19 protein-coding genes are annotated in these 19,593 nt (G+C 64.3%); 10 read left to right on the top strand and 9 right to left on the bottom strand.

Going from position 1 to position 19,593, the window contains the following annotated elements; genetic code table 11:
* Window positions 1-2: 2 nt before the first annotated feature.
* Together XI04_RS30815 and XI04_RS30810 are read right to left on the bottom strand one after the other, a co-directional pair.
* Window positions 3-419, bottom strand: coding sequence for a type II toxin-antitoxin system VapC family toxin (locus tag XI04_RS30815; protein WP_038948341.1), 417 nt, complete (start codon window positions 417-419; stop codon window positions 3-5).
* Entirely contained in the window at window positions 419-670 is a 252-nt protein-coding gene (locus tag XI04_RS30810) for a type II toxin-antitoxin system Phd/YefM family antitoxin (RefSeq protein WP_028141741.1), read from the bottom strand. The genes XI04_RS30815 and XI04_RS30810 overlap by 1 nt, the downstream gene beginning before the upstream one ends.
* A 262-nt stretch (window positions 671-932) precedes the next feature.
* Between XI04_RS30810 and glpD the strand changes: the two genes are divergently transcribed.
* From glpD to XI04_RS30775, 7 genes are all read left to right on the top strand, one after another.
* Window positions 933-2,483: a glycerol-3-phosphate dehydrogenase gene (glpD, locus tag XI04_RS30805; RefSeq protein WP_028141740.1), complete on the top strand. Its 1,551-nt coding sequence runs from the start codon at window positions 933-935 to the stop codon at window positions 2,481-2,483.
* Window positions 2,480-3,556 carry an ABC transporter ATP-binding protein gene (locus XI04_RS30800; protein ID WP_028141739.1) on the top strand — a complete coding sequence of 359 codons (1,077 nt, stop codon included), beginning with the start codon at window positions 2,480-2,482 and terminating at the stop codon, window positions 3,554-3,556. The genes glpD and XI04_RS30800 overlap by 4 nt, the downstream gene beginning before the upstream one ends.
* 13 nt (window positions 3,557-3,569) lie before the next feature.
* Window positions 3,570-4,655, top strand: a complete 1,086-nt coding sequence (locus XI04_RS30795) for an ABC transporter ATP-binding protein (protein ID WP_028141738.1) — start codon at window positions 3,570-3,572, stop codon at window positions 4,653-4,655.
* Window positions 4,655-5,629: a carbohydrate ABC transporter permease gene (locus tag XI04_RS30790; protein WP_028141737.1), complete on the top strand. Its 975-nt coding sequence runs from the start codon at window positions 4,655-4,657 to the stop codon at window positions 5,627-5,629. Before XI04_RS30795 ends, XI04_RS30790 begins: the two co-directional genes overlap by 1 nt.
* Window positions 5,629-6,435 carry a carbohydrate ABC transporter permease gene (locus XI04_RS30785; RefSeq protein ID WP_018323268.1) on the top strand — a complete coding sequence of 269 codons (807 nt, stop codon included), beginning with the start codon at window positions 5,629-5,631 and terminating at the stop codon, window positions 6,433-6,435. Before XI04_RS30790 ends, XI04_RS30785 begins: the two co-directional genes overlap by 1 nt.
* Window positions 6,436-6,445: 10 nt before the next feature.
* Window positions 6,446-6,775: a DUF2160 domain-containing protein gene (locus XI04_RS30780; protein WP_018323269.1), complete on the top strand. Its 330-nt coding sequence runs from the start codon at window positions 6,446-6,448 to the stop codon at window positions 6,773-6,775.
* 130 nt (window positions 6,776-6,905) lie between these two features.
* Complete coding sequence (locus XI04_RS30775; protein WP_026202903.1) at window positions 6,906-8,648, top strand: ABC transporter substrate-binding protein; 1,743 nt, start codon at window positions 6,906-6,908, stop codon at window positions 8,646-8,648.
* 235 nt (window positions 8,649-8,883) lie between these two features.
* On the opposite strand, the gene XI04_RS30770 is transcribed toward XI04_RS30775, so the two are convergent.
* From XI04_RS30770 to XI04_RS30750, 5 genes are all read right to left on the bottom strand, one after another.
* A complete protein-coding gene (locus tag XI04_RS30770) occupies window positions 8,884-9,984 on the bottom strand; it encodes an alkene reductase (protein ID WP_271608320.1) in 1,101 nt (366 codons plus the stop codon).
* A gap of 179 nt (window positions 9,985-10,163) precedes the next feature.
* Window positions 10,164-10,667, bottom strand: a complete 504-nt coding sequence (locus XI04_RS30765) for a DUF1993 domain-containing protein (RefSeq protein WP_028141735.1) — start codon at window positions 10,665-10,667, stop codon at window positions 10,164-10,166.
* A 109-nt stretch (window positions 10,668-10,776) separates the two neighbouring features.
* Window positions 10,777-12,078 carry a lytic murein transglycosylase gene (locus tag XI04_RS30760; protein WP_271608319.1) on the bottom strand — a complete coding sequence of 434 codons (1,302 nt, stop codon included), beginning with the start codon at window positions 12,076-12,078 and terminating at the stop codon, window positions 10,777-10,779.
* Between the two features lie 116 nt (window positions 12,079-12,194).
* Window positions 12,195-14,135 carry a glycosyltransferase gene (locus XI04_RS30755; RefSeq protein ID WP_028141733.1) on the bottom strand — a complete coding sequence of 647 codons (1,941 nt, stop codon included), beginning with the start codon at window positions 14,133-14,135 and terminating at the stop codon, window positions 12,195-12,197.
* Window positions 14,132-15,502: an HlyD family secretion protein gene (locus XI04_RS30750; protein ID WP_028141732.1), complete on the bottom strand. Its 1,371-nt coding sequence runs from the start codon at window positions 15,500-15,502 to the stop codon at window positions 14,132-14,134. Before XI04_RS30750 ends, XI04_RS30755 begins: the two co-directional genes overlap by 4 nt.
* 282 nt (window positions 15,503-15,784) lie before the next feature.
* On the opposite strand from XI04_RS30750, the gene htpX reads away from it, so the two are divergent.
* Entirely contained in the window at window positions 15,785-16,732 is a 948-nt protein-coding gene (gene htpX, locus XI04_RS30745; RefSeq protein WP_028141731.1) for a zinc metalloprotease HtpX, read from the top strand.
* 137 nt (window positions 16,733-16,869) lie between these two features.
* Window positions 16,870-17,511 carry a tetratricopeptide repeat protein gene (locus tag XI04_RS30740; RefSeq protein WP_028141730.1) on the top strand — a complete coding sequence of 214 codons (642 nt, stop codon included), beginning with the start codon at window positions 16,870-16,872 and terminating at the stop codon, window positions 17,509-17,511.
* Between the two features lie 155 nt (window positions 17,512-17,666).
* Here the strand turns inward: XI04_RS30740 and XI04_RS30735 are convergent, their stop codons facing one another.
* Both XI04_RS30735 and XI04_RS30730 read right to left on the bottom strand, forming a co-directional pair.
* Window positions 17,667-18,023 carry a hypothetical protein gene (locus XI04_RS30735; protein WP_028141729.1) on the bottom strand — a complete coding sequence of 119 codons (357 nt, stop codon included), beginning with the start codon at window positions 18,021-18,023 and terminating at the stop codon, window positions 17,667-17,669.
* 176 nt (window positions 18,024-18,199) lie between these two features.
* Window positions 18,200-19,000, bottom strand: coding sequence for a hypothetical protein (locus XI04_RS30730; RefSeq protein ID WP_026202904.1), 801 nt, complete (start codon window positions 18,998-19,000; stop codon window positions 18,200-18,202).
* A 228-nt stretch (window positions 19,001-19,228) separates the two neighbouring features.
* Here XI04_RS30730 and XI04_RS30725 point away from each other — a divergent pair, with 228 nt between their 5' ends.
* Window positions 19,229-19,522 carry an antibiotic biosynthesis monooxygenase gene (locus XI04_RS30725; RefSeq protein WP_014497428.1) on the top strand — a complete coding sequence of 98 codons (294 nt, stop codon included), beginning with the start codon at window positions 19,229-19,231 and terminating at the stop codon, window positions 19,520-19,522.
* Window positions 19,523-19,593: the final 71 nt, after the last annotated feature.

The raw sequence follows: 19,593 nt of genomic DNA, 5'->3' as shown, positions 1-19,593 counted from the left end.
GCTTAGACGTCGTCCCACGGATTGAGCAGCGGGACGCCCGTAGGTTCAAAGTCCCCCACATTACGCGTAACGACGGTCAGGCCGTGGACAAGCGCGGTGGCTGCAATAAGGGCGTCGCGTTCGGCCCGCGGATTGGGAACGTGAAGTTGGGCACAGCGCTGCGCCACGGCCGTATCGATAGCCAGGATCCGCCCTTCGAAGCGGGCCAGAATGTGATCGTCGATCCAGGCGCGCAGGACAGCACCTTGCACCGCGTCTTTGCGCTCGATCAGGCGCGCGCCAAGTTCAATTTCGAGAATCGAGATGGCGGACATGAAGAAATTCGCCGCGGGCGCTGTATTGGCCCAAGCAAGCACGTTGCGATCAGCCTTATCCGGCCGCCTCAGTTCGGAAATGACGTTGGTGTCCAGCAGAAACATCAGTCGAGATCGGCTGGCCTGGAGATTCCGCCGGTGATGCGAGGCGGATCGAAATCGAAGTCCGCGTTCGCCTGTGCCAAAGCTTCGGCAAGGCTCATGTGCCCACCGCTCAGGCGCAGATAATCTTCGATGCTCAGCAGGACATGGGCTGGACGGCCGCGGTCGGTGATGAAGACGGGCCCCTTTGATGCTGCTTTCTTGGCGCCGCTCGTATCCTGATTGAACTCTCGGCTGGTCAGGGTGGTGACCATCGTTCGCGCCTCCTCGCCTGCGATGGGTTAAATTATATGTAGGTATGTTGCTACATTCAAGTTTTCGATCAGCTGAAGCGGTGCGGTGCACCCCCGTGCCTCAAAACTTGTCCGTTCTCCGCTGATTTCTCCGCCGTATTGGCGCTGAAAAAGTTTCGCTTTCACTTCCTTTCCTCCTCTCTTTCGTCTTGCTTTCGTTTTTCGGTGTGATCTAATCAAAAACGAAAGTAGCCGCTCGACGGAACGAGCGGTCGCCCGGGGGATGCGTCTGTTGGAGCGTATTTTCGACCTCGCCATCATTGGAGGCGGTGTTAATGGCTGCGGCATCGCGCGCGACGCGGTGGGCCGCGGCAACACGGTTTTCCTGTGCGAAATGAACGATTTGGCGAGCGGGACGTCGTCCTGGTCGACCAAGCTGGTGCATGGCGGCCTGCGCTATCTCGAATATTACGAGTTTCGCCTCGTTCGCGAGGCGCTGATCGAGCGCGAGATCCTCTGGGGCATCGGGCCCCACATCATCCGCCCCTTGCGTTTCGTATTGCCGCATCACGCCGGTCTGCGCCCCGCCTGGCTGCTGCGGCTCGGCCTCTTCCTTTATGATCACATCGGCGGCCGTCATCTGTTGCCGGCGACCCGCTCGGTCGATCTCCGGCGTGACGAGGTCGGCAAGCCGCTGATCCCGAATCGCTACAGTCGCGCCTTTGAATACTCCGACTGTTTCGTCGATGACGCCCGCCTCGTCGTGCTCAATGCACGCGATGCCGCCGACAAGGGCGCCGAGATCCGCACCCGCACCCGCGCAACGGATATCAAGCAGTCCGACGGCCTCTGGACCGTGAGCATGGTCAACACGCTGACCGGTGAGCGCTCGCAGGTCCAGGCAAAGGCTCTGGTCAACGCCGGCGGCCCCTGGGTCGAGGACGTGCTCGGCCGCGGCGCCGGTGTCAACGCGAAAGCCAAGGTGCGCCTGGTGCAGGGCTCGCACATCGTGGTCAGGAAGCTCTACGACCACGACCGCGCCTACATGTTCCAGAACGCGGACGGCCGCATCATCTTCGTGATTCCGTACCAGGACGATTTTACGCTGATCGGCACCACGGATCGCGACTATGACGGCGATCCCGCCAAGGTGAAGGCGACGGCGGAGGAGATCCAGTATCTCTGCACCGCGGCGAGCGAATATCTGGCAAAGCCCGTGACCCCGGACGACGTGGTCTGGACCTATTCCGGCGTGCGGCCGCTCTATGACGACGGCGCCAGCGAAGCCAAGGCCGCGACGCGCGACTACGTGTTCGAGCTCGACACGCCCGGCGGCGTGCCGCTGCTGTCGATCTATGGCGGCAAGATCACCACCTATCGCCGCCTCGCCGAGGAAGCGCTGGAGCGGCTCGCGCCCTATCTTCGCAGCGCAAAAGCGCGGGAAGGGTGGACCGGCAAATGGCCGCTGCCCGGCGGCGACATGAATGTGTCCGACATCGACGGCCTGATCGCCGAGCTGCAGCGCGGTTATCCCTTCCTCAGCCACGAGCACGCCAGGCGGCTCGCGCGCGCCTATGGCACCAAGGCCATCAAGCTGCTCGGCGACGCCAAATCATCGGCCGATCTCGGCCAGAGCTTTGGCGCGACGCTGACCGAGCGCGAGGTCCGCTACCTCATGGCCAACGAATGGGCCGTGACCGCCGAGGACGTCGTCTGGCGCCGTTCCAAGCTCGGCCTGCGACTATCTGCCGATGAGATTGCTGCGCTTGACGACTGGATCAGGACCCACGCCGTGCCGCAAAGTCCTCTGCTGGAAGCGGGAGGACGCTCATGACCGTGACGCTCGATCACGTGACCCGAACCGTCGAGGGGGTCCAGCATATCCGCGACGTCTCGCTGACGCTCGAGAGCGGAACGCTGAACGTGCTGCTCGGGCCGACGCTGTCGGGCAAGACCTCGATCATGCGGCTGCTCGCCGGCCTCGACAAGCCGACCTCGGGCAAGGTGCTGGTCAACGGCAAGGACGTTACCGGCGCCGACGTGCGCCAGCGTTCGGTCGCGATGGTCTACCAGCAGTTCATCAACTACCCCTCGCTCACCGTCTACGAGAACATCGCCTCGCCCCTGCGCGTGCAGGGCAAGCCACGCGACGAGATCGAGACGCGGGTGGCGGAGGCCGCAAAACTGCTGCGGCTCGAGCCGTTTCTGAAGCGCACGCCGCTCCAGCTCTCCGGCGGCCAGCAGCAGCGCACCGCGATCGCGCGCGCGCTGGTCAAGGGCGCCGATCTCGTGCTGCTCGACGAGCCGCTCGCCAATCTCGACTACAAGCTGCGCGAGGAGCTGCGCGCCGAGCTGCCGCGCATCTTCGAGGCCTCGGGCGCGATCTTCGTCTATGCCACCACCGAGCCGACCGAGGCGCTTTTGCTCGGCGGCAACACGGTGTGCATGTGGGAAGGCCAGGCGCTCCAGATCGGCGAGACCGCCAATGTCTACCGCCGGCCGCAGACGCTGCGCGTTGCTCAGGTGTTTTCCGATCCGCCGCTCAATCTCGTCGGTATCGAGAAGAAGAGCGGCTCCGTTCAATATGCCGGCGGCACCGCTTCGCCTGCCTCCGGCCTTTATTCAGGCCTTGCCGACGGCGCCTATCGCGTCGGTTTTCGCGCGCATCAGCTCGCGCTCGCCAATGGCGAGGCTGATCGTCATGCCTTCCATGCCACTGTCACGGTGACCGAGATCACCGGTTCGGAGAGTTTCGTGCATCTGACCCGCGAAGGATCGAACTGGGTGGCGGTGCTGCACGGCGTTCACGAGTTCGAGCCCGGCCAGATGCTCGATGCCGTGCTCGATCCGAATGATGTCTTCGTGTTCGACGCTGCCGACCGGCTGGTCGCAGCACCTGGATCGTAGGAGGGGATGCGCCATGGCCCGCATTGACCTCGTCGATCTCGCCCATTCCTACGGCGGCAATGATGCGCCGCAGGACAGTTTTGCGCTGAAGCCGGTGACCATGACCTGGCGGCAGGGCGGCGCGTATGCGCTGCTTGGTCCGTCCGGCTGCGGCAAGACCACGCTGCTCAACGTCATCTCCGGCATCATCACGCCGTCGCGAGGGCAAATCCTGTTCGACGGCAAGGACATCACACCTCTGTCAACCCAGAAGCGCAATATCGCGCAGGTGTTCCAGTTTCCGGTGATCTACGACACCATGACGGTCGGACAGAATTTGGCGTTTCCGCTGAAGAACCGCGGCGTGCCGAAGGCCGAAATCGACAAGCGCGTCGCCGAGATCGGCCGCCTGCTCGATCTCGAACCCTATCTAAACCGCAAGGCGACGCGGCTGACCGCTGACGCCAAGCAGAAGATCTCGCTCGGCCGTGGCCTCGTCCGCTCCGACGTCGCCGCCGTGCTGTTCGACGAGCCGCTGACGGTGATCGATCCCGAATTGAAATGGCAGCTCCGCTCCAAGCTGAAAGCGCTGCACCGTGAGCTCGACCTCACAATGATCTACGTCACCCACGACCAGACTGAGGCGCTGACCTTCGCCGACACCGTCGTCGTCATGCATGACGGCCGCGTGGTGCAGAGCGGTACGCCTGCCGAGCTGTTTGACAAGCCGGCGCACACCTTCGTCGGCTATTTCATCGGCTCGCCGGGCATGAACATCCTGCCGGCCGAGGTGAGGGGGCGCGAGGCGCGCATCGGCGGTCACGTCATCGCGCTGAACCGTGCCTACGACAATCTGCCTGTCGGCGCGAAGATCGAGATCGGCGTCCGTCCCGAATTCGTGGAGGTCGTGGCCCCCGCGCCCGGCCTGCTCACCGCGAAGATCGAGCGCCTCGACGATCTCGGCCGCATCCGTTTTGCGCGCGCTCGCTTGGGTGATGCAAAGCTCGCGGCGCGCGCGCCCGCGGGATTCACCAGCTCGGATGGCATGGCCGGACTGAAATTCGATCCGTCGCACGTCCACGTCTATGCCGACAGCCTTCTGGTGGAGGGGGCCGCCTGATGGACAAGACCGTCAACCAAAAAGCCTGGTTCCTGGTGCTGCCGGTGTTCCTGGTCGTCGCCTTCTCGGCGGTGCTGCCGCTGATGACGGTGGTGAACTATTCGATGCAGGACACCTTCGGCAACAACCAGTTCTTCTGGAACGGCGTCGGCTGGTTCAAGGAATTGCTCGATCCGTCGACCGATCTCGGCGGCCGCTTCCTTGCCTCGCTCGGACGCAATCTGTTCTTCTCGCTGGTGATCCTCGCGATCGAGGTGCCGCTCGGCATCGTCGTCGCGTTGTCGATGCCGCGCGAGGGCTGGACGGTGGCGGCCTGCCTCGTGATCCTCGCACTGCCGCTGCTGATTCCGTGGAACGTGGTCGGCACGATCTGGCAGATCTTCGGGCGTCCCGACATCGGGCTGCTCGGCTACGTCCTCAATGCCGCGGGCATCGATTACAATTACGTCTCCAACGACATCGACGCCTGGGTCACCGTCATCGTGATGGACGTCTGGCACTGGACCAGCCTCGTCGCGCTGCTCTGCTATGCCGGCCTGAAATCGATTCCCGAAGCCTATTACCAGGCCGCCCAGATCGACGGTGCCTCGCGCTGGGCCGTGTTCAAGGCGATCCAGCTGCCGAAGATGAACCGGGTGCTGTTGATCGCCGTGCTGCTCCGCTTCATGGACAGCTTCATGATCTACACCGAGCCGTTCGTGGTCACCGGCGGCGGGCCCGGCAACTCCACCACCTTCGTGTCGATCGAGCTCGTCAAGATCGCGCTCGGCCAGTTCGACCTCGGCAAGGCCGCGGCGCTGTCGCTGGTCTACAATCTGATCATCCTGATCGTCTGCTGGATCTTCTATACCGTCATGACCAATGCCGGCGCCGAGCGGAAGGTTCAGGCCGAAAGTGAGCCGGCGGCGGAGCCGAAGCCTGCGGCCGCGCTCAAGCCCGTGACCGCGCTCAAGCCAAAGGAAGGAGTGGCCTGATGCATTCGATTCCCGGCCGCCGCCTCATCATGGGGCTGTTCCTGATCTTCCTGCTGCTGCCGATCTACTGGCTCGTCAACATGAGCTTCAAGACCAACAGCGAGATCGTCTCGACGATGACGCTGTGGCCGCATACCCCGACGCTGCAGCACTACAAGCGCATCTTCACCGACGAGAGCTGGTATTCCGGCTACATCAACTCGCTGGAATATGTCGTTCTCAACACCATCATCTCGATCTCGGTGGCCTTGCCTGCGGCCTACGCCTTCTCGCGCTACCGCTTCCTCGGCGACAAGCATCTGTTCTTCTGGCTCTTGTCGAACCGCATGGCGCCGGCCGCGGTCTACGCGCTGCCGTTCTTCAACCTTTATTCGGCGATCGGCCTGTTCGATACGCCGTGGGCGGTCGCGCTCGCGCATTGCATCTTCAACGTGCCGCTGGCGGTGTGGATCCTCGAGGGCTTCGTCTCCGGCGTGCCGCGCGAGATTGACGAGACCGCCTTCCTCGACGGCTATTCCTTCCCGCGCTTCTTCATCAAGATCCTGGTGCCGTTGATCGCGAGCGGCATCGGTGTCGCCGCCTTCTTCTGCTTCATGTTCTCCTGGGTCGAGCTTCTGCTTGCGCGCACGCTGACCTCAGTGTCGGCCAAGCCGATCGCGGCGATCATGACCCGCACGGTATCGGCATCGGGCATGGATTGGGGCCTCTTGGCAGCGGCCGGCGTGCTCACCATCATCCCGGGCGCGCTCGTGATCTGGTTCGTCCGCAACTACATCGCGAGCGGTTTTGCGCTCGGTCGCGTGTAAGGAGGCATCAATGGAATCCATCGCATGGATGGCCTGGACGCTGCCGACGGCGATCTTCTTCGCCGCGCTCGCCTGCACGCTCGCCGTGATGACGTGGCTTGCGGCGGTCTATCCCGAAGCCGAGCGCGTCGGCGTGCTCCGAATTCCAACCACGCGCGGCGACCGCCTGTTCATCTCGCTGATATCGGCGGCGGTCATCCACCTTCTCTGGATCGGCTTCTTCGGCACCGATGCGATCGCAACGCTGCCGATCGGCGAGGAGGGCGTTGAAATCTCGCGCCTGTGGCTCGCAAGTGGAATTTCGCTGGTCACGGCCGTGCTCATTTTTCGCACGGTCTGAAGCTCGCGAAGGGACGGCCAGATCCGGGGGCAATCCGGGTCTGTATAAAAGTTTGTCGCTGCAACGGAGGAACAACATGCGACAGTTTAGGAGAAGGAAAGGTCCATTGGCCAAGAATAGCTTTCTGACCATGTCCAGCGCCGCCGCCATCATTGCGGTGTCGTTCGCCGTCTCGGCGCCGGTCCGCGCCGCCGACGACGCCGTGATCCAGAAGTGGATCGCGGAATTCACTCCCTCGACGCTGTCGAAGGAAGACCAGAAGAAGGAGCTGGAGTGGTTCGCCAAGGCCGCCGAGCCCTTCAAGGGCATGGAGATCAACGTCGTCTCCGAGACCATCACGACCCACGAATACGAGTCGCAGACGCTGGCCAAGGCGTTCTCCGAGCTCACCGGCATCAAGCTCAAGCACGACCTCATCCAGGAAGGTGACGTCGTCGAGAAGCTGCAGACCCAGATGCAGTCCGGCAAGAACGTCTATGACGGCTGGATCAACGATTCCGACCTGATCGGCACGCATTTCCGCTACGGCCAGACCGTCGTGCTCTCGGACTACATGACCGGCGAGGGCAAGGACGTCACCGATCCCATGCTCGACGTCAACGACTTCATCGGCAAGTCGTTCACCACGGGGCCGGACGGCAAGCTCTATCAGCTGCCCGACCAGCAGTTCGCCAACCTCTATTGGTTCCGCTACGACTGGTTCACCAACGCCGACTACAAGGCCAAGTTCAAGGCCAAGTATGGCTACGAGCTCGGCGTGCCCGTGAACTGGTCCGCCTATGAGGACATCGCCGAGTTCTTCACCAACGACATCAAGGAGATCAACGGCGTCAAGGTCTACGGCCATATGGACTATGGCAAGAAGGACCCCTCGCTCGGATGGCGCTTCACCGACGCCTGGCTGTCGATGGCCGGCAACGGTGACAAGGGCATTCCGAACGGCCTGCCTGTCGACGAATGGGGCATCCGCATGGAAGGCTGCCGTCCGGTCGGCTCCTCGGTGGAGCGTGGTGGCGACACCAACGGTCCCGCCGCGGTCTACTCGATCACCAAGTACCTCGAGTGGCTGAAGAAGTACGCGCCGCCGCAGGCGCAGGGCATGACGTTCTCCGAAGCAGGCCCGGTGCCGGCGCAGGGCAACATCGCCCAGCAGATGTTCTGGTACACCGCTTTCACCGCCGACATGGTGAAGCCGGGCATCGCCGTGATGAACGCGGACGGTACGCCGAAATGGCGTATGGCTCCCTCGCCGCACGGTTCGTACTGGAAGGAAGGCATGAAGCTCGGCTACCAGGACGCCGGCTCCGTGACGCTGCTGAAGTCGACCCCGGCGGATCGCCGCAAGGCGGCTTGGCTCTATCTCCAGTTCATCATCTCGAAGTCGGTGAGCTTGAAGAAGAGCCATGTCGGTCTCACCTTCATCCGTGAATCCGACATCTGGGACAAGTCGTTCACCGAGCGTGCGCCGAAGCTCGGCGGCCTGATCGAGTTCTACCGCTCGCCCGCGCGCGTGCAGTGGACCCCGACCGGCAACAACGTGCCCGACTACCCGAAGCTCGCGCAGCTGTGGTGGCAGAACATCGGCGATGCGTCGTCCGGTGCGAAGACCCCGCAGCAGGCGATGGACGCGCTGGCCGCCGCTCAGGACTCCGTCATGGAGCGCCTGGAGAAGTCCGGCGTGCAGGGCGCCTGCGGTCCCAAGCTGCACAAGAAGGAGACGGCCGAATACTGGTTCGCCAAGGCCCAGAAGGACGGCACGATTGCTCCGCAGCGCAAGCTCGCCAACGAGAAGCCGAAGGGCGAGACCGTCGACTACGACACCCTGATCAAGTCGTGGCCGGCCACCCCGCCCAAGCGCGCGGAAGCGAAGTGACGTCGTGAGACGTCATGGCCGGGCTGGACCCGGCCATCCATCAAAATCGAAAGGCCGGGAGCGATCCCGGCCTTTTTGTTGTGAGCCACTCTGTTCACCACACCGTCATTGCGAGCGCAGCGAAGCAATCCAGAATCTTCCGGCGGAGGCAGTCTGGATTGCTTCGTCGCCAGCGCAAAATTGCTTCGCAATTTTGTCGCCGGCTCCTCGCAATGACGGCGGAGAGCGCGAAGCCTTACTCCGCCGGCTCGGCCGCCAGCGTCGGGTAATCCGTGTAACCCTTCGCGCCGCCGCCGTAGAACGTGTTCTTGTCCCAGTCGTTCAGTGCTGCGCCCTGCTTCAGCCGCTCGACGAGGTCGGGGTTGGAGATGAAGGGCTTGCCGAAGGCGATGAGGTCGGCCGCATTGGTGTCCAGCACCTTGGTGGCGAGACCGAAATCGTAGCCGTTATTGGCGACATAGGCGCCGGCAAAGCGCTTGCGCAAGGATGCATAATCAAACGGCGCGATGTCGCGCGGGCCGCCGGTGGCGCCTTCGACGACATGGAGATAGACCAGCTTCAGCGCGCTGAGGCCGTCGACGATATGGTCGTACAGGGCTTGCGGGTTGGAATCCGAGATATCGTTGGCCGGCGTCACCGGCGAGATGCGGATGCCGGTACGGTCGGCACCGGCCTCGGCCACCACGGCCTTGGACACCTCCAGCATCAGCCGCGCGCGGTTCTCGATCGAGCCACCATAGGCGTCGGTGCGCTTGTTGGCGCCGTCCTTGGCAAACTGCTCAAGTAAATAACCGTTGGCGCCGTGAATCTCGACGCCGTCGAAGCCGGCCTCCAGCGCGTTCTTCGTGGCGCGCTTGAAATCGTCGATAATGTCGGGGATTTCGGAGAGCTCGAGCGCGCGCGGTTCGGAGACGTCGGCGAAGCCGCCGTTCACGAAGGTCTTGCCCTTGGCGCGGATCGCGCTCGGTGCCACAGGGGCTGCGCCACCCGCCTGCAGATCGACATGCGAGATGCGGCCGACATGCCAGAGCTGGATGAAGATCTTGCCGCCGCGCTCGTGCACCTTGTCGGTGACCTTGCGCCAGCCGGCGACCTGGTCCTTGGAATAGATGCCGGGCGTGTCCTGGTAGCCCTGGCCCTGCTGCGAGATCTGGCTCGCTTCGGTGATCAGGAGCCCTGCGGAGGCGCGCTGGCCATAATAATCGGCGGCGAGCGCACCAGGCACGAATGTGCCGGGCACGGCTCGGTTGCGCGTCAGCGGCGCCATCACCAGGCGGTTGGCCAGCGTGATCGGGCCGAGCTTATAGGTCTCAAACAATTTGGTCGAACGGCTCATGGGGAATGCTTCCAGGGGTGTGAGGTCCCGAACACTTGTGCATCGCGACATCGGGCGCAAGGGAGAAGCCATACGGAAAGTGCAGGCGAGCTACGCGACGGGGCCCGCGTAGCATAATTCATGTGCGATTTTGGCCGTGACAGTGGATTACGACCGCCACGGCCGTGCAATTTCGCAAATCAGTTCGCGCCCATAAAATCCCGCTTGCCGATCTCGACGCCGTTGTGGCGCAAAATGCCGTGGGCGGTCGTGGCGTGGAAATAGAAGTTCGGCAGCGAGAACGCGCTGAGGAATTGCTGGCCCTTCATGGTGATGGATTTGTCGGGGCCGGCGGGGAAGGTGACGTCCTTGGTCTCGGCACCTTCGAACTGCTCGGGCTTGAACGACTTCACATAGTCGATGGTCTTGGCCAGCCGCTGCTTCAATTCCGCAAAGCTGGTCTCGGTGTCGGGTGTCGAGGGCACCTCGCTATGGGTCAGCCGGGCGCAGCCCTTGGCGGCGAAATCGCTGACGAGCTGGACCTGCTTCGACAGCGGCAGCATGTCCGGGAAGAGCCGCGAGCCGAGCAGGACGCTGGGATCGATCTTCCTGGCCGCGCAATGCGCCTCGGCTTTGGTGAGCAGGCCGGTGAGGCTGTTCAGCATTTGCAAATAGGCGGGGACGGCCGCGTCGTAGAGGGACATGTGATGCTCGCTTGTGAATGGGAAATCTCAGGAGAAAACCTGAGCTACTCACATGGGAGGCTCACGGAAAAATACAATCGCGGGAAGCCGCTTGTGCAGTGCGAAAATTCTACCTCACCATCCCCGCCGGCTGCGCCTGCGCCGTGGCGCCGCGCATGCGCGCCAGCAGGTCGGCGGTCGGCCAGGAATCGGCCGGCAGGCCGTGCTTGATCTGCATCGCCTTGACGGCCGCGCGGCTCTGCTGGCCCAGCACGCCGTCGACCTTGCCGACATTGAAGCCGGCACGCACGAGCAGTTGCTGCAATTCCTTGAGCTCGTTGAACGGCAGCTGCGCCACCGGCGCCGTCGGCTTGCGCATCGGCGCGGCACCTGCAATGCGCGAGGCGAGATAGCCTGCGGTGGTCGAATAGATCAGCGAGTTATTCCACTCGGTGTAGGCCGCGAAATTCGGGTACGCCATGAAGGCCGGACCATTGCGTCCCATTGGCAGCAGCACGGAGGCTGCGAGATTGTCATTCGGCAGCGGCCGGCCGTCGGGATAGGTGACGCCAAGCTGCGCCCATTTCGAGCGCGGCTCTCGCACCGTGAGGTCGGTCTGCTCCCACGGCAGGTTTTGCGGCACCTTGATCTCTTCCAGCCACGGCTCGCCGCGCCGCCACTTCAGGCCGTTGGCAATGTAGTTCGCGGTCGAGCCGATCACGTCGGCTGGCGACCGCAACAGATCGCGCCGTCCGTCGCCGTCATAATCGACGGCGTAGTTGACGTAATGCACAGGCAGGAACTGGGTCTGCCCGAGCTCGCCGGCCCACGAGCCGATCATCTCGTCGGGATGCAGATCGCCGCGGTCGATGATCTTCAGCGCGGCGATGGTCTCGCCCACGAACATTTCCGAGCGCCGGCAGTCATAGGCCAGCGACACCAGCGATTTCAGCGTCGGCAGATTTCCCATGTTGGCGCCGAAGTCGCTCTCCAGCCCCCAGAACGCGGCGATCACCGCGGGCGGCACGCCATATTCCTTTTCGGCGCGTGCGAACGCGGCGGCGTATTGCTTGATGTGCTGCTGCCCGTTCTGCATGCGATAGGGCGCCGCCATGCGTCCGGCGAATTCGGTGAAGAGCTGGCCGAACACGCGCTGGCCGCGGTCGCGGTTGACGATGCCCTGGTCGTAGACGAGGTACGGCGAAGCCTCCGCGATCGTCCGCTGCGATACGCCGGCGGCCACAGCCTGTTGCTTCACGTCGGCGAGAAAGCGATCGAAGTTCGCACCGTTATGGCACGACGCCGCACGCGGCGAGGCTGCGGTGGTCCTGGGCGCCACGGGTTTGGCGGGCGGCGGCGCGAACTGGGCGGAGGCGGTGGCGGAGCATGCGAGGAGCGCGACGGCCGCGATCAGAAATCGGGTCTGGACCATTGGGGTTCCGGCGGGGAAGGGGCAGGCGTGGATTCGCCCGAAGTTTAGGTGAAGTGATGGCCTCAGGCCATCCTTTCCGTCCCATGCCAGCATACGGAATGCGAGTGGATGCCGGCCTAGCCGAACAGCCGCATCAGCAGCGCTTTCCCGACCGGGAGCGCCCTGACGCCCTGATAGGCGCGAACATACTCGCCAGCATAGAACGCCCTGATCGCATGCACGCGTGTATCCATGCCTTCCTCGAAACGCACCGCGAATCCATCCGCGGTCCGCCGCACCACGACCGCGGCGATCGGGCGGCCATAGATCCGGCATTCGATCGCGCTGCCGGGGTGCGGCGGATCGGGATCGATCAGGCGGGCGCCGGTGATCGAGATGTCGGCGAGCCGCGCGAGATGCGACTTGCCTTGCTGGCGCAGCAGCACCGTCTCATTGCGATCAAAACGCTCCGCCTTGCGCTTTCGCGGTTGCTCGATGCAGACGAAGCAGACCACTGTGAGGATGAACGCGTTGTAGAGGCTCCAGGTCAGAGCCAGCCCGCCGTAGGCGATGTTCTCGCCGCGCAGGTGCAGGATGAAGGCATAGGCGATGGCTGCGAGCGTGACGAGAAGCGCGGTGCCATAGAGCCGCAGCAGCGGCCATTCGACAAATCTCCTGTCCCGGTCCCCGCCTTTCGCCGTGACCTTGAACTTGTGTCCTTTCGGCCTCAGCAGACCGGTTGCCACCGCCCTCAGCACTGCGGGCGCGGCGATGAGTTGCGACACGTCCGTCATCATGGCCAGCGAGCGGCCGTGCGACAGCCAGGCCATGCTGAGGCTGTGCCAGACATAGAACGGCAGAAAGAACCGGAGCAACTCGGTCAGGTCGGCCCGGACCGCCTTGATGCCGAAGAGCAGGAACAGCCAGGGCACCACGAGGCCCGCCACCTTCGACGTGTAGACCGCGGACCAGCTCATGAAAGCATCGACCAGCGAGAGTCGGTCGATGAAGGAGAGCTTCGACTCCCTCGACAGCGGTCCGCTGCGGCCGCGCACGATTTGCATCAAGCCGAGGCACCAGCGGGCGCGCTGGGTGATGTATTCCTTCAACCCTTCCGGCGCGAGCCCGATCGTCAGCCGCTCGTTGAGATAGATCGTGTTGAGGCCGCGTTCCTTCAGGCGAAGGGTGACGAGATAGTCTTCCGTGACGGAATCGGTCGGAAATCCGCCGATCCGCACCAGTCCGTCGTAGCGAATGAGTGAGGAGGTGCCGCAGCAGAATGCGACGCCCCAGGCGTCCTTCGCCGGCAGCAGGATGTCGAAGAAGAAGCGTTGCTCGTCCGGCCAAACGTCGGTTGCAGCAAGGTTGCTCTGGATCGGGTCGGGATTGATGAAGTGCTGCGGCGTCTGCACCACCCCGACCGAAGCATCGTCCATGAGCGAGATGGTCCGCGCCAGGAAGTCGGGCCGCGGCACGAAGTCCGCATCGAGGATGGCCACGAATTGCGGCGGCTTCGGCATCGCACCGACATGTCGGAGCGCGTGATTGATATTGCCGGCCTTGGCGTGATGGTTGTCGGGCCGCGTGAGATAATGGCAGCCGAGTTCACCCGCGAGTCGCCGCAGCCAGGGCCGTCGGCCGTCGTCGAGCACCCAGACGCGGTAGTTGCCGTACGTCATGCCGGTCGCGCCGATGATCGTGCGCTCGAGGATCGATCGTTCCTCGTTGTAGGTGCAGATGAAGACGTCGATCAGCGGCGCGCCGGGATTGAAGGCGCGGCTATCGATCCTGGCTGATCTGGAACGATCGATTGTTCGGCTCAGGAACAGCAGAGACAACGTGACCGCGACGAGCGAGGCCGCTTCCAGCAGCATGAAGGGATAGCCGATCACGGCATCCGCGGTCAGATGCGGCGGCGGGAGAGTTGCTGTGACGCGCCAATGGAGATAGCGGAGCAGGAAAACGACTGACACGATGGCCAGGAACGAGCGTGCCATCGTGCTGTCGCGCCTGAGCAGCGGTACGATCGCCATGAAGGCGCCGAGCGCAATCAGGCCGGGCGTCAGCGCCGTCGTCACGGCGCGGTCTCTTGCCTTGCAAACACCACGCGGCCGGTGCGTCCCACCGTGCAGGCGTGGGCAGCGCCATCACCGAGCGCAACGGTCACGCGATAGGGCTCCTTGCTCAGCGCGTCGGGATTGATGGCGAGATTGGCGGGCGCGCCGGCGGCGCCGGTCAGGTTGACCACGGTGCCGGAAATCGCTGCGCCGCCGTCGTTCGGCTCGAAGGTAGCGTGGTCGCCGAGCTGCAAACGGTTGTAGACGCTCTCGGTGACGTTCGCGGTGATGACGGCGCCGCTGCAATCGAGCACCTTGAGCAGCGGTTGGCCGGCTTGCACGTCCTCGCCCGGCGAGGTCATCATCTCCCAGACGCGCCCTGTGACGGGTGTCGTGATGTTGGCTTCGGACAGATCGGCGAAGCGAATCTCTTCGGTGATGATCTCGCTGGCGAGCCAGGCGATCTCGGTGTCGGTGCGTGCGAGGTCAGCGTCGAGGTCGCCGGCACGCTGGCGCATCTCTTCCTCGCGCTGCACCGAGCTCGGCCGGTCGTTGTAGCTGTCGCCGAGGAAGGAGCCGTTCCGTGCCGCGGCAAGCTCGACCTTGGCCGCGTCCAGCCGCTTTCGCGCACCGAGCTCGGTCTGCTGCGATACGGAAAGCTCGCGCGTCAGCCGTGCCAGCTCGACGGTCGAGACGTTGCCGGATTTCGCCAGCGAGGATGCGCGCTCGACTGCGGCACTGGCTTCCTCCCGCCGCGCTGCCGCGGCCTCGATCGAGGTCTGGATCTCGGCGATCCGGGCCTCGAGCTGGAGCACGCGCCCGTCGCGGAATTGCGTCGCCTGCCGCGCCAGGTCCTTTTGCGCTGCCTGGGCCGAGGCAAGCTTGGCGGCAAGGCTCGGCCGCTCGTTCTCCAGGCGCGATTTCTGCCGCCGGAGATCGTCGAGCCGGGTGCGATCGCCGCGCGGGTTGACCACGCGCAGGACCACGGTCCCGGCGTCGAGCCTGGCCTGATCGGTCAAGCGCTGCGCGGCTGCCACACGGCCTCCGATCGGGGTGCGCAGGGTGACGAGGCGGGAATTCAACACGGCCTCGACGCTTGAATACTCCCAGACCGCGCGCAGCGGCAGCCAGCCGAAAATGGCGATGAGGGCAAGTCCGATCGCGATCTTCGCGCCGCGCCTCAGACGTGGCCAGCGCCGCTGCGATTCCGGCTGTGTCTGCGCATCGGGCGCGGGGCCGGGCTCGTCATTGGCGAACATCTGCTCGTACAACGCCTCCTGCAAACCCTTCGCGTCAGTCCTCGCGTCGATCTTGGCGTCAGTCTTGGCGTCGTGAGGGGAGGGAGCAGATGCGGGATCGACGGAGGCGGCGCTCGAGCGGTCCATCATGACGGTCACCTTGCTGACGGGGTGCCAACGGAACCGGTCAATGCGCCGCGACCGCGCGGCGTGCCCGGTTACCACGAATTAAGCCGCGATTGCGCTTTCCGGGTTGCTAAACGTATGCGGGTGTTTTTGCGCAAATCCCGCTCAAGCTTTAGCGGCACGGGAAAGGCTGACGCCGCAATGGATGTGCGGCCGGGCGACGCACGAACCTTGCGGTGGCAGGCAGCATTCATACCTCCGGGGTGCCGGCCAGAGGTTCGCCCGCGGCCGCCTTGGGAGACGGCCATGAACTATTTTCGTACCGCTATGCTGCTCGCAGGCCTCACCGCCCTGTTCATGGGCGTGGGCTATCTGATCGGGGGTGCCTCCGGCGCCATGATCGCGCTGGTCATCGCCGCGGCAACGAATCTCTTCACCTACTGGAACTCCGACCGCATGGTGCTCTCGATGTACGGTGCCCATGAGGTCGATCGTTCGACCGCGCCGGAGCTGGTCGGGTTGGTCGCGGAACTTGCGGGCCGGGCAGGCTTGCCGATGCCGCGCGTGTTCCTGATGGATGAGGTGCAGCCCAACGCGTTCGCGACCGGCCGCAACCCGCAAAACGCCGCCGTCGCCGTCACCACAGGCCTGATGCGCCAGCTCAGCCGCGAGGAGCTCGCCGGCGTGATCGCGCACGAGCTCGCCCATATCAAGAATCACGACACGCTGCTGATGACGATCACTGCGACCATTGCGGGCGCGATCTCCATGCTGGCGCAGTTCGGCATGTTCTTCGGCGGCAACCGCGAGAACAACAATGGTCTCGGCATCGTCGGCTCGATCCTGATGATGATCCTCGCCCCCCTCGGCGCCATGCTGGTGCAGATGGCGATCAGCCGCACCCGCGAATATGCCGCGGACAATCTCGGTGCGCGCATCGCGGGGCAGCCGATGTGGCTGGCTTCCGCGCTGGTGAAGATCGAGGGCGCCGCGCATCAGGTGCCGAACTATGAGGCCGAGCGAAACCCCGCGACCGCGCACATGTTCATCATCAATCCGCTGTCGGGCCATGGCGTGGACAATCTGTTCGCCACCCATCCCTCGACGCAGAACCGCATCGCGGCGCTTCAGCAGCTCGCGGCCGAGCTCGGCACGCGGCCGGCGCCGTCGGTTGGCGCCAACGAGAACTATCCCCCGCGCAGCCCATGGGGGCGCTCGTCCTCGCGTGGTCCTTCACGCGGCCCCTGGGGCTGATACGGAACCGGCGGCAATTTGCGGTCGGCTTTGTGACCTGGCGCACACAGGATCGTCGGAGCCGGTGTTAAGACCCCGGCGAGACACTTCCTTCGAAAGGGGATGCGTGACCGGCTCGCTGCCGGCCACCGTCGAAGATGACCAGAGCTGCCGTACCATTGCTGATCGTCCTGTGCGTGCTCGTCGGCCTGTCCACGCACATGGTCGTCAATTGCGGCGACGAGGACGATCCCGATATCTGCTCGGCCGTGATCGGCTTCTCGCCGCTGCGCGGCTCGCTGATCGCCTTTGCCTATGAGGGGCGCGGACGGATCGCGCTGCGCCATGGCGACTTCAGGCGGGCAGTCGCCGATTTCGACGAGGCCATTCACCTCAATCCCAATCGCGCCTCGCTCTATCGCGACCGCGCGCTCGCGCGCCGTCAGAACGGCGATCTTGAACTCGCCATCGCCGACTATGACGAGGCGATCGCGCATGATCCCAAGCGCGCTGCGCCCTATCACCAGCGCGGTCTCGCGCTCGCCGCCACGGGCGATCTCGACCGCGCGATTCTGAGCTACAACACGGCGGTCCGCCTCGACCCCTCGGATGCGCAGGCCCGCCTCGACCGTGGCCTTGCGTTCCTCGCCCGCGGCCAGGCCGACGATGCGCGCGCCGATTTCGAGGCGGCGCTGGCGCTGCCCGCCGGCAAGGACGGCCGCACCCGAGAAGCCGCGCGCGCCAGGCTCGCCGAACTCGCCAGCGCCGAGCCGACGCAGGTGTCAGTGCCGAGGCGGTGAGGGGGCTCTAGCCACCGAATCCTGGAATCGTAGGGTGGGCAAAGGCGCCCTTGCGCCGTGCCCACGATCTCTACAATACGGCAACAGACGCGTGGGCACGCTTCGCTTTGCCCACCCTACGGCGCCGATTGTGCGGAGGGATACTCCTCATCCGCCTACTTCGCCTTCTTGGCTTTGGCCTTCTTCGCCTTCGCGGCCTTCTTCGCCGGCTTCTCTTCGTTCGCCTTCTTCTCGACCTTCGCCGCCACGGGGGTGCTGGCGGCAAGCCGCATTGACCGCGCGTAGCTGTCGGCGACGTTGTCGGCGGACATCTGCAGGCGCTTGGCGGCGGCGGTGGCCTGCTCCATGGTGGCCTTGGCCATCATCTTGAAGCGGTCGCCGGTCTCCTTGCCCTTGGCCTTGGCCGCCAGGCCGTTGAAGCGATCCCGCCGCTCCTTGGCGCGGGTCATCAGGCCCGTATGCAGCTGTCTGGCCAGTTGCCGGATCACGACATCCAGGTCGGCGTCCGCCATGTTGTTCTATCCTCTTCGAAAAATGGGTCTCGATGCGGGCGGGACTATGCAGATCGGGCCCCGCCTTGGCAATTCCCGCCTGGGCGTCATCCGCAGCTTCCGGCCTGCGAAACAAAAAAGCCGCGCATTTCGCGCGGCTCTTTGGCTGATCTGGCTGAGGCAGCTCTACGTTCGCTTCACTTCAGCGAGGCGACCGGGCCGTTTGCCGCCGCCGGCTCCGGGTCGAAGCCAAACACGCCGACCAGGTACTTGTAATAGTCCGGCATCTTCTCCTTGAGCGTCTCGCGCGACTTCGGATCGTGGAATTCGCTCTTTCCGGCCAGGAAGATGCTGGCGGTCACGGCGAAGAATTCCATGGGATTCTTCAACGCATAGGATTCCTTGGGGAGCAAGTCCTTGGACTTGGCAAGGGCGAAGTAGGCGATCACGCCCTTGTTGGCGTAGCCGTCCGGCAACAGCCGCGCGTGATAGGCGTGCAGGAGCTCGTGCAGCAGCACCGCCTCCTTTTCGTAGCGCATCATGTCCGGCCGCAGCATGATCACGCCGAGGCCCGAATCGACCGCGAGGTCGACGGCGTTCGGATTGGTCCAGCGCTGCTTGTCGTGGTCCCAGACCGTCAGCGTCCGCGGCACGCGGCGTTCGACGTTGGGGGCGACGCGGCCGTAGCAGGCGGTGGCGGCACCTTCGTCGAGGCAGGCGAGCTCGCTGGCGATGATCGGCACGGTGCGGAAGAAGCGCAGCACGCGCGGCGACAGGCCGGCCGCCTCGACCGCGTCGATCTGGCTCTTCAGATTGTCGGTGAGCTTGTCGACATCCTTGCGGTCGGAGTTCTCCGACAGGTCGAACATGTAGCCGCGATAGCTCTGGAAGCCCGGCGGCAGCGACTGCGCTGCATCGGCATCGAGCGATCCGGCTTGGGATGGATTGGCGAAGAGCGCGCCGACAATGGTTGCGGTCAGCAGCAACGCAATGCGCATGATGAACCCCCTGATGTCACTTCGCCCGGCAGAATAGGCCACCGTTGTTTGCGAAAAGTGAGTGGGGCAAGACTAAGGCACCGATGTTGAGGCGTGCTTAATCGGTGGTTGCAGATCGCTGCGGCAGATTAGTGCGGGGTTAACCAAGGAGGGTATCCGGGCCCGGCGCTTCGGCGTAACATCCGGTTCGGGCACAAAGCCCACATCAATAGCCGGGAGGAGGAAGTTATGTATGCCGCCATCCGTCAGGCCAAGGCAAAGAGCGGGAGCGCGGAAGAGCTGGCGCGCCGCATCAAGGACGGCGCCGTTCCGATCATCAGCGACGTCGACGGTTTCCGCGCCTATTACGTCGTCTATGCCGGCGACGACACGGTGACCGCGATCTCGATCTTCGACAAGTTCGAGCAGGCGGAGGAGGCGAACCGGCGCGCGATCGCCTGGATCGAGAAGGATCTCGGGCCGTTGCTTGCGGGCCATGCGAGCGCGGCTGCGGGGCCGGTGATCGTGCATACGCTGGCGTAGGGCCTTGTTTGCGATAGTGGCGAGCAGCGGCCGCATATTCGGTCGTCATGCCCGGGCTTGTCCCGGGCATC

Source organism: Bradyrhizobium sp. CCBAU 11430 (genome assembly GCF_028128855.1).
Lineage (GTDB): Bacteria > Pseudomonadota > Alphaproteobacteria > Rhizobiales > Xanthobacteraceae > Bradyrhizobium > Bradyrhizobium ottawaense.
This window is presented reverse-complemented; position numbering and strand designations above follow the sequence as displayed.